The organism is Azospirillum sp. Marseille-Q6669 (genome assembly GCF_965111635.1).
Window position 1 is genome coordinate 59067 of the sequence record NZ_CBCOOP010000005.1, and the last position, 16491, is coordinate 75557.

At 71.9% G+C, this 16491-nt stretch carries 11 protein-coding genes; 3 read left to right on the top strand and 8 right to left on the bottom strand.

Translation table 11 applies throughout. The features are described 5' to 3' along the window. Positions 1 to 23 precede the first annotated feature (23 nt). The 5 genes from ACWPXE_RS25570 to ACWPXE_RS25590 form a co-directional block, all read right to left on the bottom strand. Positions 24 to 1310: a bifunctional folylpolyglutamate synthase/dihydrofolate synthase gene (locus ACWPXE_RS25570; RefSeq protein ID WP_454020108.1), complete on the bottom strand. Its 1287-nt coding sequence runs from the start codon at positions 1308 to 1310 to the stop codon at positions 24 to 26. 7 nt (positions 1311 to 1317) lie between these two features. Next, a complete protein-coding gene (gene accD / locus ACWPXE_RS25575; protein WP_454020109.1) occupies positions 1318 to 2313 on the bottom strand; it encodes an acetyl-CoA carboxylase, carboxyltransferase subunit beta in 996 nt (331 codons plus the stop codon). Positions 2314 to 2362: 49 nt separating this feature from the next. Then, positions 2363 to 3217: a tryptophan synthase subunit alpha gene (gene trpA / locus ACWPXE_RS25580; RefSeq protein WP_454020110.1), complete on the bottom strand. Its 855-nt coding sequence runs from the start codon at positions 3215 to 3217 to the stop codon at positions 2363 to 2365. After that, complete coding sequence (gene trpB / locus ACWPXE_RS25585) at positions 3214 to 4431, bottom strand: tryptophan synthase subunit beta (RefSeq protein ID WP_454020111.1); 1218 nt, start codon at positions 4429 to 4431, stop codon at positions 3214 to 3216. Before trpB ends, trpA begins: the two co-directional genes overlap by 4 nt. 215 nt (positions 4432 to 4646) lie before the next feature. Beyond that, entirely contained in the window at positions 4647 to 5690 is a 1044-nt protein-coding gene (locus tag ACWPXE_RS25590; RefSeq protein WP_454020112.1) for an amino acid ABC transporter substrate-binding protein, read from the bottom strand. A 206-nt stretch (positions 5691 to 5896) separates the two neighbouring features. Between ACWPXE_RS25590 and ACWPXE_RS25595 the strand changes: the two genes are divergently transcribed. Both ACWPXE_RS25595 and ACWPXE_RS25600 read left to right on the top strand, forming a co-directional pair. Further along, a complete protein-coding gene (locus ACWPXE_RS25595; protein ID WP_454020113.1) occupies positions 5897 to 9523 on the top strand; it encodes an ATP-binding protein in 3627 nt (1208 codons plus the stop codon). 87 nt (positions 9524 to 9610) lie between these two features. After that, entirely contained in the window at positions 9611 to 12007 is a 2397-nt protein-coding gene (locus ACWPXE_RS25600) for a PAS-domain containing protein (RefSeq protein WP_454020114.1), read from the top strand. A gap of 9 nt (positions 12008 to 12016) precedes the next feature. Here ACWPXE_RS25600 and ACWPXE_RS25605 read toward each other — a convergent pair whose 3' ends face one another. The 3 genes from ACWPXE_RS25605 to ACWPXE_RS25615 form a co-directional block, all read right to left on the bottom strand. Continuing rightward, the gene (locus tag ACWPXE_RS25605) at positions 12017 to 13378 is read right to left on the bottom strand and encodes an NAD(P)/FAD-dependent oxidoreductase (protein ID WP_454020115.1); all 1362 of its coding nucleotides are present in this window, start codon (positions 13376 to 13378) and stop codon (positions 12017 to 12019) included. A 236-nt stretch (positions 13379 to 13614) separates the two neighbouring features. Further along, positions 13615 to 14994, bottom strand: a complete 1380-nt coding sequence (locus ACWPXE_RS25610; RefSeq protein WP_454020116.1) for an ATP-binding protein — start codon at positions 14992 to 14994, stop codon at positions 13615 to 13617. A 1-nt stretch (position 14995) separates the two neighbouring features. Then, complete coding sequence (locus tag ACWPXE_RS25615; protein WP_454020117.1) at positions 14996 to 15721, bottom strand: response regulator; 726 nt, start codon at positions 15719 to 15721, stop codon at positions 14996 to 14998. 186 nt (positions 15722 to 15907) lie between these two features. On the opposite strand from ACWPXE_RS25615, the gene ACWPXE_RS25620 reads away from it, so the two are divergent. Further along, positions 15908 to 16486, top strand: coding sequence for a Spy/CpxP family protein refolding chaperone (locus ACWPXE_RS25620; RefSeq protein WP_200484766.1), 579 nt, complete (start codon positions 15908 to 15910; stop codon positions 16484 to 16486). Positions 16487 to 16491 lie beyond the last annotated feature (5 nt).

Here is a 16491-nt window from a genome sequence, read left to right on the forward strand (position 1 = left end):
CCCCGCTTGCCCGTCCCTTCGAATCAGCCGTTTTCCGCCAGGACCGTGCCCGCCAGATAGAGCGAGCCGCAGATCAGCACGCGGGCCGGCCCTTCGACCCGCCCCGTCAGATCCTCCAGGGCGCTGCTCACGTCCGCTGCCGCCGCGCTGTCGGCGATGCCGCAGGCGCGGGTGGCCGCGGCGGTGTCCTCCGCCGCCAGCGACGCCTCCTCGCCGGGGATGGCGACGGTGCGGGCGGCGGTGACGAAGGGCGCCAGCGGACCCAGGAATTCCTGCGGATCCTTGCTCGCCAGCATGCCGTAGACCAGCAGCAGCGGCCGTTGCGGCTCCTCCTCCGCCCAGCGCGCGGCCTGGATCGCCAGAACCTCACCTGCCGAGTCGTTGTGGCCGCCGTCCAGCCACAGTTCCCAACCTGCGGGAAGCGCGTCGGCCAGCGGGCCGCGGGTCAGCCGCTGCAGACGGGCCGGCCACTCCACGGCGGCGAGGCCGCGGCGCACCGCTGCGTCGTCCACCGCCACCGGCAAATGGTCCAGGCAGGCCAGCGCCACCCCGGCGTTGACGATCTGGTGCGCTCCGGCCAGCCCCGGCAACGGCAACTCGATGCGGCGGCGGGCGCTCTCGAAGCGGAAACCGCCCTCGGTCGGGGTGACCGACCAGCCGGAAACCGGCGCACCCACCGTCTCGGCCCGGATGGCCAGGGTGCGGGCGGCCTCCTCCGCGGGCTGCGGGAAGATCACGGCGGGGACGCCCGGCTTGAAGATGCCGGCCTTCTCGCCCGCGATGGCTTCCAGCGTGTCGCCGAGGAACTGGCGGTGGTCGTAGGAGATGCGCGTGATGGCGGTGACCGCCGGGCGGTCCACCACGTTGGTGGCGTCCAGCCGCCCGCCCAGCCCGGTTTCCAGGAGGACCACGTCCGCCGGCTCCCGCGCGAAGGCGAGCAGGGCGGCGACCGTCGTCACCTCGAAGAAGGTGATCGGCCCGCCGCCGTTGGCGGCCTCGCATTCCTCCAGCAGGGCGGCCAGCCGGTCGTCGTCGATCAGCGTACCGGCCAGCCGGATGCGTTCGTGGAAGCGCACAAGGTGCGGCGAGGTGTAGACATGCACCCGCAGCCCCGCGGCCTCCAGCATCGCCCGCAGGAAGGCGAGCGTGGAGCCCTTGCCGTTGGTGCCCGCCACATGGACCACCGGCGGCAGGCGCCGCTCCGGATGGTCCAGCGCGGCGAGCAGCCGGTGCACGCGGTCCAGCGACAGGTCGATGACCTTGGGATGCAGGCTCTTCAGCCGGTCGAGAACCGGATCGGCGAGCGACATCGCGGGATCAGGCCGGCTGCTCGGAGCCGGTCCTCTCGGCGCCGGCCCTTTCGGCGCCAGCTTGGGCCGGCGTCTCGTCGGCGGCCTCGGCCTGGCTGCGCGGCTCTTCCGCCTGGACGGCCGCGGCCGGCAGCGCTTCCGACGGCACGGCCAGGACCGGCTGCATCAGCAGATTCAGAACGCGCGACAGGGTCGGGCGCAGGTCGCGGCGATGGACGACCATGTCCACCATGCCGTGCTCCTGGAGATATTCGGAGCGCTGGAAGCCCTCCGGCAGGGTCTCGCGGATCGTGCTCTCGATCACGCGGGCGCCGGCGAAGCCGATCTGCGCGCCCTTTTCGGCGATGTGGATGTCGCCGATCATCGCGAAGGAGGCGGTCACGCCGCCGGTCGTCGGGTCGGTCAGCACCACGATGTAGGGCAGGCCGGCTTCCTTGACCATCTCCACCGCGATGGTGGTGCGCGGCATCTGCATCAGCGACAGGATGCCTTCCTGCATGCGGGCGCCGCCCGAGGCCGGGACGACGATCAGCGCCGCCTTCTGGGCGATGGCGGTGCGGGCGGCGGCCAGGATGCCCTCGCCCACCGCGATGCCCATCGAGCCGCCCATGAAGCCGAAGTCGAAGGCCGCGACGACCGCCGGCTGCCCGCCGATCAGGCCGGAGCCGACGACGATGGCGTCATGGCGGCCCGTCTTGGTCTGGGCTTCCTTCAGGCGGTCGGTGTAGCGCTTCTGGTCGCGGAACTTCAGCGGATCGACCACCGACTTCGGCAGCTCGACCGACTGGTAATCGCCCTCGTCGAACATCGAGGCCAGCCGCTTGATCGGGTCCAGCCGCATGTGGAAGCCGCAATGCTGGCAGACGTTGAGGTTCTCCTCCAGATCGCGGTGGAAGAGCATCGCCTCGCAGCTCGGGCACTTGTGCCAGAGGTTGTCGGGAACCTCCTTGCGGGCATAGAGGGCGCGGATCTTGGGGCGGACGTAGTTGGTAAGCCAGTTCATTGAATTCTTCCTGATATCCCGCTCAGCCGGCGCTCGCAGGCCGGCGCACTCAACCGCGCGCGCCGCGCACGCCGCCGGCCAGTTCCCGGACGAAGCCCAGCACATCCTCGGCCAGACCCGGACGGGCCTTGCCGTCCGCGGCCAGCCCGCCGGCCAGCCGCGTGACGATGGCCGAGCCGACCACCGCCGCGTCGGCGACGCGGGCGACATCGGCCGCCTGCTCCGGCGTCTTGATGCCGAAGCCGACCGCCACCGGCAGGTCGGTGTGGCGCTTCAGACGCTCCACCGCGGCGCCCACCGCGGCGTTGTCGGCGCTGGCCGCACCGGTGATGCCGGCGATCGACACGTAATAGACGAAGCCCGAGGTGTTCTGGAGAACCGTCGGCAGGCGCTTGTCGTCGGTGGTCGGCGTCGCCAAACGGATGAAGTTCACCCCGGCCTTCAACGCCGGGATGCACAGCTCCTCGTCCTCTTCGGGCGGCAGGTCGACGACGATCAGCCCGTCCACCCCGGCCTCGATGGCGTCGGCCAGAAAGCGGTCCACCCCATAGGCGTGGATCGGGTTGTAATAGCCCATCAGGATGACCGGCGTGTCGGCGTCCGTCGCGCGGAAGCCGCGCACGAGGTCCAGCGTCTTGCGCGCCGTCGTCCCGGCGTGGAGCGCGCGCAGGCTGGCCGCCTGGATCGCCGGGCCGTCGGCCATCGGGTCGGAGAAGGGCAGCCCCAGCTCGATCAGGTCGGCGCCCGCGGCGGGCAGGCCGTGCAGGACGGCACGGCAGGTCTCCAGGTCCGGGTCGCCCGCCGTGATGAAGGTGACGAGGCCGGCGCGGCCCTCCGCCTTCAGCGCGGCGAACCGCCGGGCGATGCGGCCATTGTCGATGGCCTTGTCGTTGAGGGCGCTCACAGCTTCACTCCCAGATGCTGGGCGACGGAGAAGATGTCCTTGTCGCCGCGGCCCGACAGGCAGAGCACCATCAGGTGGTCCTTGGGCAGTTTCGGGGCGCGCTTCACGATCTCCGCCAGCGCGTGCGCCGATTCCAGCGCGGGGATGATGCCCTCGGTGCGGGCGCAGAGCTGGAAGGCGTCCAGCGTCTCCTGGTCGGTGGCAGAGACATACTCAACGCGCCCGATGTCGTGCAGCCAGCTGTGCTCCGGCCCGACGCCCGGATAATCCAGGCCGGCGGAGATGGAATGGCCTTCCAGGATCTGCCCGTCCTCGTCCTGCAGCAGGTAGGTGCGGTTGCCGTGCAGCACGCCGGGGCGCCCGCCGGTGATCGAAGCGGCGTGGGCCAGCGGTCCCTTGTCGATGCCGTGGCCGGCGGCCTCGACCGCAACCATCCGCACCGACGGGTCGTCAAGGAAGGGATGGAACAGGCCGATGGCGTTGGAGCCGCCACCGACGCAGGCGACGAGGCTGTCCGGAAGGCGGCCCTCCAACTCCTGCATCTGCACGCGCACCTCGTCGCCGATCACCGACTGGAAGTCGCGGACCATGGCGGGGTACGGGTGCGGGCCGGCGGCGGTGCCGATCAGGTAGTAGGTGTCGGCGACGTTGGTGACCCAGTCGCGCAGCGCCTCGTTCATCGCGTCCTTCAGCGTCCGCGCGCCGGAGGTCACCGGAACCACCTCGGCCCCCAGCAGCTTCATGCGGAAGACGTTGGGCTGCTGGCGGGCGATGTCGGTCTCGCCCATGTAGATGACGCAGGGCATGTCGAACAGCGCGCAGACCGTGGCGGTCGCGACACCGTGCTGGCCGGCGCCCGTCTCGGCGATGATCCGCTTCTTGCCCATGCGGCGGGCGAGCAGGATCTGGCCGATGCAGTTGTTGATCTTGTGCGCGCCGGTGTGGTTCAGCTCCTCGCGCTTGAAGTAGATCTTCGCGCCGCCGAGCTTCTCCGTCAGGCGTTCGGCGTAGTAGAGCGGGTTCGGGCGGCCGACATACTGCTTGAGCTGCTCGCGGATCGCGCCCTCGAAGGCGGGATCGGCCCGGGCCTCGCGGTAGGCTTTCTCAACCTCAAGGATCAGGGGCATCAGCGTCTCGGCGACGAAGCGTCCGCCATAGATGCCGAAATGCCCGCGCTCGTCGGGACCGGAACGGTAGGTGTTGGGTCTGGTCATGGCCTGGGAAACTGCCTGAAGCGGGCCGCGCGGCGCCCGGAAGGCGCCACCATAGCGGCGGATCGCCCGGATTTGAAGCGTTCGCCGAACCTTTCGCCGAACATGCCCACAACATGGGAAAAGCCGGCGCGAAGGCAATGAGGCAATGCGGCATGGCCGGCCAAGCGGCATGGCGGAGCGCCGCTGCCCGCCCACCGCTCACCGCTCAACCGCCCTCATCCCCCAAGCGGCGGGGCGTAGTGCAGGCCGCCGTTCATCCACAGCCCGTTCATCCCGCGGTCGATGCCCAGCGGCGAGGCGGCGCCCAGATGGCGGTCGAAAATCTCGCCATAGTTCCCGACCTGCGTGACCACGCGGAAGGCCCAGTCGTCGTCCAGCCCCAGCCCCCAGCCGACCCCGGTGGTGGCCCCGAGGAGGCGGCGCACCTCCGGATCCTCGGCCTCCTCCTTCAGACGCGGGGCGTTGGCGGCGGTGATCCCCTTCTCCTCGGCCAGGACGGTGGCCAGGAACACCCAGCGCACGATGTCGAACCATCGCCGCTCGTCCGGGCGGACCATCGGACCCAGCGGCTCCTTGGAGATCGTCTCCGGCAGGATGACGTAGTCGTCGCGCTCGGGGGCCTTCAGCAGGCGCTGGGCGTGCAGCCCGATGCGGTCGCTGGTGTAGAGGTCGCAGTGATGGTTGAAGAAGGCCGAAAGCGCCCCCTCGGTCGAGCGCACCGGCTTCAGGCGGAAGCGCACGCCGGTGCGGGCCATCCAGTCCTCCAGGTTGCGCAGGGTGGTGGTCTGCTCGATCACGCAGACGGAAGCGCCGGGCGGCAGATCGGACAGTCGGGCCACGCCTTGGGCGCGGTGCGCGATGAATCCCTGGCCGTCGAACAGGTAGACCGCCGGGAAGTCGATGCCGAAGGTGGCGTCGCGCTGCAGGGTCCAGGTCGTCCCCTCCATCACCACGTCCACCTCGCCGTTGCGCAGGATGGCGAAGCGGTTCTCGGAGTTGGTCTCGACGAATTCCACCCGGTCGGCCTTGCCGGCGACGGCGGCGGCCAGCGCCCGGCACATGTCCACGAAGAAGCCGCGCCAGTTGCCGCTGTCGTCCACCGCCGCCAGACCGGCGCCGCTGGACGAGACGCCGCAGCGCAGCAGCCCGCGCTCCCGCACGTCCTCCATGGTTTCGGCCCGCAGGCCGGCGGATGGCGCGGACACCGCCGCCGCCAGGACCGCGACGACCATCGCGGCGCGCGCGAAAGACCGGACCAAGCCCATCGACCATCCCTCTTTGCCGCCTACGGATCAGCTTTGGTCCGGCAACCGGCGCGGGTCAAGCCCGCCCGGCGCTCCCTTGCCCGGTGCCCCCTTGCCCGGTGCCCGAGTGCGCAGCGTGCGATTGCGACGCGGGGGTGTGAATTGCGCCCGGTCGATTGCCCGTGTTATCTCAAGCGGACGACAAGAATCGAGGGACGGGCATGCGGCTTCCCCGGCTGGGCGTGGCGTTTCGCATCCTGGCGGGTCTGACCGTGATCGCCGGCCTGACCGCCGCCACCGGCGTGGTGGCCGTCTCCCTCTTCGGCCGCTTCCATGAGGGGTTCGAGCAGATCGCCACGGCCAAGGTGCCGGGCCTTGTCAACGCCTCGCAGCTGGCCCAGCAGAGCGGCACCCTGGCCGCCAACGCCCCGGCCCTGGTGGCGGTGCAGAGCCAGTCGGTGCGCGAATCGGTGATGGCCCGGCTGAGCGACCAGATCGCCCTGCTGGAAGACCTGATGAACCGGCTGCGCGACCGCGGCACCGACGTAGCCGACGTGGCCGAGCTGCAGCGCCGCAAGAACGAGCTGATCGCCAACCTGATGACCCTGAACACCCAGGTGGAGCGCCAGCTCGCCGCCGCGGCGGAGACGGGCGGGCTGGTCGGCCGCCTGATGCAGCTGGCCGAACGCATCCGCAACGCCGAGGAAGCGCTGCGGGACAAGGCCACCGCCCCCCGGACCCTGGAGGAGTGGGAGGAGGCCCGGGGCGTCGAACGGCGGATCGACCTGTGGACGGCGGAGGCGCAGCACGCCGTCCTGCTGATGCTCGCCGCCTCCCGCGCCGACCACGAGGCTCGGGTGGACCGGCTGCGGCAGGACTACCGCGCCGCGATGGACCGCGCGGCGGAGGTCGTGGCCGCCCTGCCCCCCGGCGCCGCCTTCGACCTGGAGCCGCTGTACCGGGAGCTGGAGACGCTGGGGCTCGGGGAACACAACCTGTTCAACAGCCGCCTGACGGAAATCGGGCTGGCCCGCGCCATCAAGGGCTCCATCGCGCGCAACCAGAACGTCTCCGACCGGCTGGTCGGCGCGGTGTCCGATCATTTCCTGACCATTGAGCAGGACATCGCCGCCCGCTCCGGCGAGTTCGAGCGGGTGATCCGCGACGGCAAGAACGCCATCCTGGCGATGGCCGTGGTCTCCATCCTCGGCGCGCTCGGCATCTTCCTCTACATCCACCGCAACGTGGTGCGGCGGCTGCGCGGCCTGCAGTCGGCCATGGCCGCGTCCGCCGCCGGGCGGTCCGTCGCCATCCCCACCCACGGGCAGGACGAGATCGCCGACATGGCGCGCGCCCTGCACTACTTCGTCGCCACCATCCGCTCGCGCGAGCACGCCCTGTCGGACAGCGAGCGCCGCCTGCGCGCGATCCTGGAGCAGAGCCCGGTCGGCGTGTCGATCGGGCGGCCCGACGGCTCGGTGGCCTTCGCCAACGCCCGCGCGGCGGAGCTGGCCGGGCTGCCGCCGGACGCCTTCGTCGGGCGCCGCCACGCGCTGGCCCTTCCCGGCGCCACCCTGCAGGGACGCGCCCTGCCGCAGGACGGCCCCGGGCTGGTCGCCCGAGACGTCGAGGTGGCGGTGGACCGGCCCGACGGCAGCCGCGTCTGGGCGGTCCAGACGCTGCAGCGCACGGAGTTCGAGGGGGAGCCGGCGATCCTCGCCTGGAGCTACGACATCACCGGCCGCAAGCGCGCCGAGGAGGATCTGCGCCACGCCAAGGAGCAGGCGGAGGTCGCCGCCCGCTCCAAGTCGGAATTCCTGGCGACCATGAGCCACGAGATCCGCACCCCGATGAACGGCGTGCTGGGCATGCTGGAGCTGATCGCTCTGACCCCGCTGGACGCGGAGCAGACCGAACTCGTCACCACCGTGCGCGACAGCGCGACGGCGCTTCTGCGGATCATCGACGACATCCTGGACCTGTCCAAGATCGAGGCGGGCAAGCTCGACCTCGACGAGATGGACCTCGACCCGCGCGAGCTGGTGGAGGGGGTGGCGGAGCTGCTGGCCCCGCAAGCCCACCAGAAGGCGCTGCTTCTCGTCTGCGACCTCGACCGCAAGGTGCCCGCGGCGGTGCGCGGCGACCCCGGGCGGCTGCGCCAGATCCTGTTCAACCTGACGGGCAACGCCATCAAGTTCACCGACGCCGGTCGGGTCGTCCTGCGCACCCGGCTGGAGCCGTCCGACGCCGGGTCGGACCGGCTGCGCCTGCGCTTCTCGGTGGAGGACACCGGCATCGGCATCAGCGGCGCCGGCCAGGCCCGACTGTTCCAGCCCTTCAGCCAGGCCGACAGCTCGACCACCCGCCGCTTCGGCGGCACCGGGCTGGGGCTGGCCATCTGCGCCCGTCTGGTGGAGATGATGGGCGGGCGCATCGGTGTGGAGTCGGCGCCGGGCTGCGGCGCCACCTTCTGGTTCACGGTCGATCTGGCCCCGGGGGACCCGCGCACGGTCCCCGGCGACGACACCGACCTGACCGGCCTGTCCATCATCGTGGCGGACCCGGACCCGGTGCAGCGCGCCGTTCTGATCCGCGCGCTGGAGGACAAGCGCGCCGCCGTCGCCGACGCCACGACGGCGGACGAGGCGGTGGAGTTGCTGACGATGGCCGACGCCGACCTGCTGGTCCTCTCCGACGGCCTGCTGGAACACCATCCGGACGACGCGCCCGGCGCGCCCAACCCGCGGCTGTCGGCGCCGGCGGTGCTGGCCCGTATCGCCGCCGCCGGAGTCCGCCCGCCGCCCACGCTGCATCTGGTGGACGGGCGGGAGCAGGCCGGCGACTGCCCGCCGGAAGCCGGCGGGGACGGCGCCCCGTCCGCGGGACAGCCGCCGCGCCACGACCATCTCGGCCGCCCGATCCGCCGCGACGCCCTGTTTCGCCGTCTGGCCGCCCTGGCCGGGCGCGCCGTTCCCCCGGACCGCCAGGCCGATTCCCCGCTTGCCGTGACGGATGGTGGTCCGGCGGCCATCAACCCGGCGATCAACCCGGCGGCGCCCCCGCCGACGATCCTGGTGGCGGAGGACCACCCGACGAACCAGCAGGTGATCCTGCGCCAGCTCCGCCAGCTCGGCTTCGAGGCCGACCTGAGCGGCGACGGGCTGGAGGCGCTGACCGCCTGGAGGGCCCGGCCCTACCGCCTGCTGATCACCGATTGCCACATGCCGCGCATGGACGGCTACGAGCTGTCGCGCCAGATCCGCAGCGCCGAATCGGCTTCCGAACCGGCTCCCGGTCCCCGCCCGCGCACCGCCATCATCGCCATGACCGCCAACGCCCTGGCCGGCGAGATGGAGCGCTGCACCGCAGCGGGGATGGACGACTACATCGCCAAGCCGGTGACCCTGAAGCAGCTCGCCGCCGCCCTGAACCGGGCGCTGGGCGAAGGCAGCGTCATGCCCCCCGACGAGCCGCCCGCGGCGGAGCCCGCCGCGACGGCGGAGCAGGCGCTGGACCTCGACCATGTCCGCACCACCTTCGGCGGTTTCGACGCGGCGTCGCTGGACATGCTGGATTTCTTCCTCGAAACCACCCGCCCCCTGCTGGACGAGGCCACCGTCGCCCTGCAACGGTGCGACCTGGAGGCCGTCCGCGGCACCGCCCACACGCTGGCCGGGGCGGCGCGCACGGCGGGGGCCAACCGGCTGGGCCGCGCCGCGTCCGCCCTGGAACTCGCCGCTCATCGCGGCGACCCGGACGGAGCCGAGCAGGCCCTGGCGGCGGTGCGCGCCGCCTACCCGGCGGTCGAAGCGGCGATCCGCGCCCTACGGATCGGAGAAGCGGTTTAGCCGGGAGAAAGGGCCGCACCACCCCGAAAGTGGCACCACCGCCGGCCCGCCTTGCTCCGCCGGGAGGCGTGGACTAGTCTCACCCGCGTGAGTGTCCTGACCCGATCATACGCCTTCGCCGCTCTGGGGCTGGCGGTGGGAGTCGGCCTGATGGCCGGGCCCTCCGGCTCGCCCGCCGTGCTGGGCTTTGCCGGCGTCCTCGGCGCCGCCGGGTTCGGCGGACTGTTCTGGACCGGCAGGGAGCGCCGCCGCAGCGACCGGCTGGCGGCCGACGTGGCGCGCCTGGAGGCCTTGCTGGCCGCCTCCCCCCACCCCTGGTGCGCCTGGAGCGCCGATGGCGCCGTCAGCGCGGCGCCGGGCTGCGCCGGGCTGCTCGGCGTCGTGCCCGGCCAGGACATCGCGGGCGCCTTCACCGACACCGACGCCCCGCGGGTCGCCGAGGCCGTCCGCCGCCTGCGCGCCACGGGCGAAGGCTTCCGAGTCGAGGCGACGACCCGCGGCGGACGGCGCCTGCTGCTGAGCGGGGGGCGGGCCGGCGGGCTGTCCGAAGGAACGGAAGGCGCCGGGCACCGGGACGCCGGACACCAGAACGTCGTCTGGCTGGAGGACATCACCGACCGTTGCACCGAGCGGGAGACGCTCACCCGCGAACAGCGCGACGCCGAATCGGCGCTGGCCGAGCTGCGCGCGGCGGTGGACGCCCTGCCGCTGCCGGTGTGGCTGCGCGGCGCCGGACAGACGCTGTCCTGGTGCAACCGTGCCTACGCCCGTGCCGTGGATTCCGACCCCGCCGCCGTGCCGGAAAGCGGCAAGGAGCTGAGCGACGCCGGGCGCTCCCTGGCGCAACGCGCGCTTCGCAGCGGGGTCGCCCAGTCGGAGCGGGTCTCCACCGTCATCGGCACCGAGCGTCGCCTGCTGGAGGTCACCGAGGCCCCCCTGCCCGCCCCCGACGGCGGCGGCACGCTGGTCGTCGGCTACGCGCTGGACGTCACGGCGGTGGAGGAGATGCGCGGCGAACTGAGCCGCCATCTCGCCGCCCATGGCGAGGTGCTGGAGCGGCTGGGTGCGGCCATCGCCATCTTCGGCGCCGACACGCGGCTGACCTTCTTCAACCAGGCCTACGCCCGGCTGTGGGACCTGGAGGAGTCCTGGCTGCGCAGCCAGCCCACCCACGGCGAGATCCTGGAGGAGCTGCGCACCCGCCGCCGCCTGCCCGAATACGCCGACTACCAGAGCTACAAGCGCGAGCGGCTGAGCCGCTACACCCGCCTGCTGGAGCCGGTCGAGGAGCTGATGCATCTGCCGGACGGCACGACGCTGCGCAGCCTCGCCGCCCCCCACCCGCTGGGCGGGCTGATGCAGATCCTGGAGGACGTGACCAACACGCTGGCCCTGGAATCCTCCTACAACACGCTGATCGCCGTGCAGCAGGAGACCTTGGACAATCTGGCCGAGGGCATCGCGGTGTTCGGCGGCGACGGGAGGCTGAAGCTGTCCAACCCGGCCTTCGCGCGCGTCTGGGACCTCGACGACGAGGACCTGCTGGGCGAGCCGCACATCTCCGGCCTGTTCGAGCGGATGCGGCCCTTCCTGGAGAACGGCGGCGACTGGGACAGCCTGAAGGACGAGATGATCGGCGCGACCCTGGAGCGCGCCGTGCGCTCGGGCCGTCTGGAGCGGGCGGACGGGTCGGTGGTGGAGTTCTCCACCCTGCCGCTGCCCGACGGGGCGGTGCTGAACAGCTATCTGGACGTCACCGACAGCGCCCGGCTGGAGCAGGCGCTGCGCGCCTCCAACGCCGCGCTGGAGGCCGCTGACCAGTTGAAGAGCGAGTTCATCGCCAACGTCTCGCACCATCTGCGCAACCCGCTGAACGGCATCATCGGCTTCGCCGAGGTCCTGGCGAACCAGTATTTCGGGGAGCTGAACCCGCGCCAGATCGAGTATGTGAAGGGCGTCCTGAACGCGGGCGAACGGCTGCTGGAGCTGATCGACGACGTGGTCGACATGACCAGCCTGGGGGCCGGGGTGACCACGCTGGACCGCGGCACCGTGGACGTGCCCGACCTGCTGGAGACGGTGGGCGAGCTGACCCGCGAATGGGCGCGGCGCGAGGGGCTGCGCCTCGACCTCACCGCCCCGTCGGCGCTGGGCGAGGTGGAGGGCGACGAGCGGCGGCTGAAGCAGGCGCTGTTCACCCTGGTCGTCGGCGCCATCCGCCACCCGCCGACGGACCGCCGCATCCTGCTGTCCGGGGAGCGGACCGACGGCGCCCTCGTGCTGACCGTGGGCAGCGGCGCCGGGCCGGGCGAGGCCGCCCTGCCCTCGCGCTACGACCGCAACGACCCGCGCGGCGCGGCGGCGCTGGGCCTTTCGCTCGTCCGCAACGTCATGGAACTGCACGGCGGGCGGTTGGAGGTCGAGGAGTGGCCGGGCAACGGCACCCGCTTCCGCTGCGTCCTGCCGCTTCCTCCTGCCTCCTGATGTGCCCGGTCAGCCCTGACCACGCCTCACCCCCCGAAAGGGTTCGGCCTTCTCCCCATGCGGTGACGTGACGGATTCCGCAACCGCCACCGGACGGTCGGTGGTGATCAGCCGCGCGCCGCGCTGGTAGGTGGCCCAGCGCCACAGCCACTGCATGGTGACCAGCATCCGCTTGTGGAAATTCACCAGCAGATAGACATGGATGATCGCCCACAGCACCCAGGCGAACCAGCCCTTCAGCTTGCGCGTCCCGAAATCGAAGACGGCGGCGCTGCGCCCGACGATGGCGGTGTTGCCGCGGTTGCGGAAGCGGAAGGGTTCCAAAGGCTGGCCGCGCAGCAGGCTGGCCTCCAGCCCGCCGCCGAGATGCTCGCCCTGCTGCTTGGCGACCTGGGCCAGACCGGGCAGCGGCTTGCCGTCGTCGCCGGCCAGCGCCGCCGTGTCGCCCAGCGCGTAGACGTCCGGCACGCCCGGCACCGCCATGTCGGCACCGACCGGGATGCGCCCGCTGCGGTCGGTCTCCACCCCCAGCCAGGACCCGGCGGGCGACGCCTTGACCCCGGCACCCCACACGATGGCGCCCGCCGGGATGAAGCGCCCGCCGACCGTGGCACCCTCCGGCGTGATGCTCTCCACCGCCTGCCCGGTCAACACGACGACACCCAGTTCCTCCAGCTTGCGGCGGGCGTACTGGCCGAGGTCGTCCGGGAAGGTGGACAGGATGCGCGGCCCGGCCTCGACCAGCAGGACGCGGGCGGTGCGCGGGTCGATGCGGCGGAAGTCGCGGGCCAGCGTGAAGCGGGCCAGTTCGGCTACCGCCCCGGCCATCTCCACCCCGGTGGGGCCACCGCCGACCACGATGGTGGTCATCAGCGCCTTCTGACGGGCCGGGTCCTCGCACATCTCGGCCTGCTCGAAATTCATCAGCAGCCGGGCGCGGATCCGCCGGGCGTTCTCGATGGTCTTCAGGCCGGGGGCAATCTCCGCCCAGTCGTCGTGCCCGAAATAGCTGTAGGAGGAGCCGGTGGCCAGCACCAGCCGGTCGTAGGGAACGAAGCTGCCGTCGGCCAGCTCCACCCGCTTGGCCGCGCGGTCGACGCCGGTCACCTCACCCATCACCACGTCGATGTTGGGGTGCCGGCTGACGATCCGGCGGATCGGCTCGGCGATGTCGGCGGGCGACAGGGCGGCGGTCGCCACCTGATAGAGCAGCGGCACGAACAGGTGATAATTGTTCCGGTCGATGATGGTGACGCGGATGTTCGTCCCGCCCAGGGCCTCCGCGCAGGCCAGCCCGCCGAACCCCGCCCCGACGATCACGACATGGGGGCGACGGTCCACGGGCGCGGGGGTACGGTCGATCTGCGGCACGGCGGCAACCTCCGGTGACGTTGATCCTGCACCGTTAAACGCCGCTGCGCCGCCGATGTTGCGGTGCATTCTGGAGTCTAACGGATGCCAGCCGTTGCCCCCACCCTAACCCTCCCCCGCTTTGCAGGGGAGGGAACTGCCGCCCATTCGCAACAATCTCCCCCCCCTGCGCAGCGGGGAGGGCCGGGGTGGGGGCAAAACTACCGAAATTGATGCCTATGCGAAGTCCCTAAAGCTCACCGCGGCAGGGTCACCGTTACCCGCAGTCCTCCCTCCAGGCGGTTCGCCAGCGCGATGTCGCCGCCGTGGCCGCGCACCACCGTGCGGGCGGTGGCCAGCCCCAGCCCCACCCCGCCAGTGTCGCGGGAGCGCGAGCGCTCCAGCCGGTAGAAGGGGGCGAAGACCTTCTCGAACTCCGCCTCCGGGATGCCGGGACCGCCGTCCTCGATCTCCACCCGCAATTCCCCGTCCGCGGGCCGCAAGCGCACGGTGAAGCCGCCGCCGTAGGCGATGGCGTTGTCCATCAGGTTGGCGAAGGCGCGGCGCAGGGCCACCGGGCGGCCGTCCACCGTCGCGTGCGCCGGCCCCTCGTAGGCCGCCTCGTGACCGGCGTCCACGCGGTCGTCGCACAGGCTCTGCAGCAGGTCGGCGAGGTCGAGCGGGCCGCGCGGCTCGTGCTTGGCGTCGTCGCGGGCGAAGGCCAGCGTGGCGTTGATCATCGCCGCCATCTCGTCGAGGTCGGCGAGCATCTTGCGCTGCATCTCCGGGTCCTCGACTAGCTCGGCGCGCAGGCGCAGGCGGGTCAGAGGCGTGCGCAGATCGTGGCTCATCGCCGCCACCATCTGGGTGCGGTCGGCGACGAAGCGGGCCAGACGCGCCTGCATCCGGTTGAAGGCGCGGGTGGCGGCGCGCAGCTCCTGGGGACCGGCTTCGGGCAGAGGCGGCGCCTCGCCGTCCACGCCCAGCCGCTCCGCCGCGTCGGCGAAGCGCGCGATGGGGGCAGTCATGCGGCGCGCCGTCCAGACCGAGACCAGAGCCACCGCCCCGACGATGCCGGCCATCCACAGCGCGAAGCGCAGCAGCCGGAACGGCCCCTCCAGCGGGTCGCCGCCGACGAAGGTCAGCCAGGACCCGTCCTTCAGCCCCACCGACAGCCGGACGTCGGCGCCCCAGCGGTGCTCGTCCACCGGGAAGGGGCCGGGCATCGGGCGCTCCCGCCGGACCTCGACCACCACGGCGCGGTCGGGATCGTCCAGTTCGCCGCGGATGGCGCGGCGCAGCCGGTCGAAGGGAAAGCCCTCGCGCTGGTTGGCGAAGCGCGGCGTCTCGGGATTCCAGTCCACCCGCAGCACGGGGTCGTCGATCGCCTTGACCAGCCGCCGCCGCTCGGGCGGCGGGGTGCTCTCCACGAGCTGGACGATGGCGGTGACGCGCTGGACGAGGACGCGCAGGCTGTGGGCCGGCGGTCCCGGAGGACGGTCGGTGAGGTAGACCAGCGCACTGACCGCCTGGGTCAGCAGCAGCGCCAAAACCACGGTCAGCACCAGCCGGGAGGCGATGCTGTCCGGCAGCCAGCGCCGGGCCACCAGCAGGCGGCTCTTGCGGGCAGTCTCCAACTCAGCCTCCCGTCACCGCCGGGGTGAACAGATAGCCGCCGCCGCGCACCGTCTTGATCATGGTGGGGTCGGCCGGGTCGGGCTCGATCTTGCGGCGCAGGCGGCTGACCTGCACGTCGATGGAGCGGTCGAAGGGCACCGCCGAGCGGCCGCGCGCCAGATCGAGCAGCTGGTCGCGGGTCAGCACCCGCTGCGGATGCTCCACGAAGGCGACCAGCAGGTCGTATTCCCCGGCGGAGAGCTGCACCAGCACCCCGTCGGGCGAGCGCAGCTCCCGCTTGGCGAGGTCAAGCGTCCAGCCCTCGAAGCCCAGCGTCTTGCCCGTGGCGCCGCCGGCCATCGGCGGGCCGGAGGCGCGGCGCAGCACGGCCTTGACGCGGGCCAGCAGCTCGCGCGGGCTGAAGGGCTTCGCCAGATAGTCGTCGGCCCCCATCTCCAGCCCGACGATGCGGTCCGTCTCCTCGCCCATCGCGGTCAGCATGATGACCGGCGTCTGCGCCGTCTCGGGGGCGGCGCGCAGGCGGCGGCACAGGCTCAGCCCGTCCTCCCCCGGCATCATCAGGTCGAGCACGATCAGGTCCACGCGCGCGCTGTCCAGCGTGCGCATCATCTCCACCCCGTCCTTGGCTCCGGTCACGCGGAAACCGTGCCGCGTCAGGAACTGCGACAGGAGGGTGCGGATTTCGCGGTCGTCGTCGACCACCAGCAGGTGAGGTGTGCGGTCCATGGAACGCATGATCCGATGCGCGGGCGCCGGGGTGAAGAAGAAATGTGTAACGCCACGTTACGGGGAGCCCGGCTGTTACACAGCGTTACCAATTCACGGAAGGCCGGACATCAACCGGATACGTTGCCGGCCCATCATCGGGGTCATCGGGAACGCAAGACCCCGTCGATAACAAGGAGCATCCCCATGAAACGCGCTATGATGACCACCGCCGCGCTGGTTCTCGGTCTCGGCCTCGCCGTGCCGGTCTTCGCCCAGCAGCAGCCGGGTCCCGGCGCCGGCCCTGGCCCCGGTCCGGACGGCGGCCGGCATTTCTCCCGGATGTGCGAGGACCAGGACGCCCGGCTGGCCGGCATGCTGGCCTACGCCGAGAAGAAGCTGAACATCACCGACCAGCAGCGCGCCGCCTGGACCAAGTTCGCCGACGCCGCGAACGCGAGCCAGAAGCCCACCCAGGACCTCTGCGCCAAGTACAAGGACCAGCCGATGCCCGCCGCCGCCCCGGCCCGGCTTGAGCGCATGGAGGCCATGATGTCGGCCCGTCTCGCCCAGCTTCAGCAGGTGCGCCCGGCGCTGACCGACCTCTACGCCCAGCTCACCCCGGACCAGCAGAAGCAGGCCGACCGCTTCCTCGACCGCGCCGGGCACGGCATGATGGGCGGTGGCATGGGTGGTCCGGGCATGCGCCACCACGGTCACGGCCCGATGCACGGCGAAGGCCCCGGCCGCGGTCCGGGTCCGGGTAATGGCCCCCGCGGCGGCTGATCTCC

Coding starts and splice junctions, on each gene's coding strand:
- ACWPXE_RS25570 (WP_454020108.1), bottom strand. CDS start 1,310: ATGTCGCTCGCCGATCCGGTTCTCGACCGGCTGAAGAGCCTGCATCCC.
- accD (WP_454020109.1), bottom strand. CDS start 2,313: ATGAACTGGCTTACCAACTACGTCCGCCCCAAGATCCGCGCCCTCTAT.
- trpB (WP_454020111.1), bottom strand. CDS start 4,431: ATGACCAGACCCAACACCTACCGTTCCGGTCCCGACGAGCGCGGGCAT.
- ACWPXE_RS25595 (WP_454020113.1), top strand. CDS start 5,897: ATGCGGCTTCCCCGGCTGGGCGTGGCGTTTCGCATCCTGGCGGGTCTG.
- ACWPXE_RS25615 (WP_454020117.1), bottom strand. CDS start 15,721: ATGGACCGCACACCTCACCTGCTGGTGGTCGACGACGACCGCGAAATC.
- ACWPXE_RS25620 (WP_200484766.1), top strand. CDS start 15,908: ATGAAACGCGCTATGATGACCACCGCCGCGCTGGTTCTCGGTCTCGGC.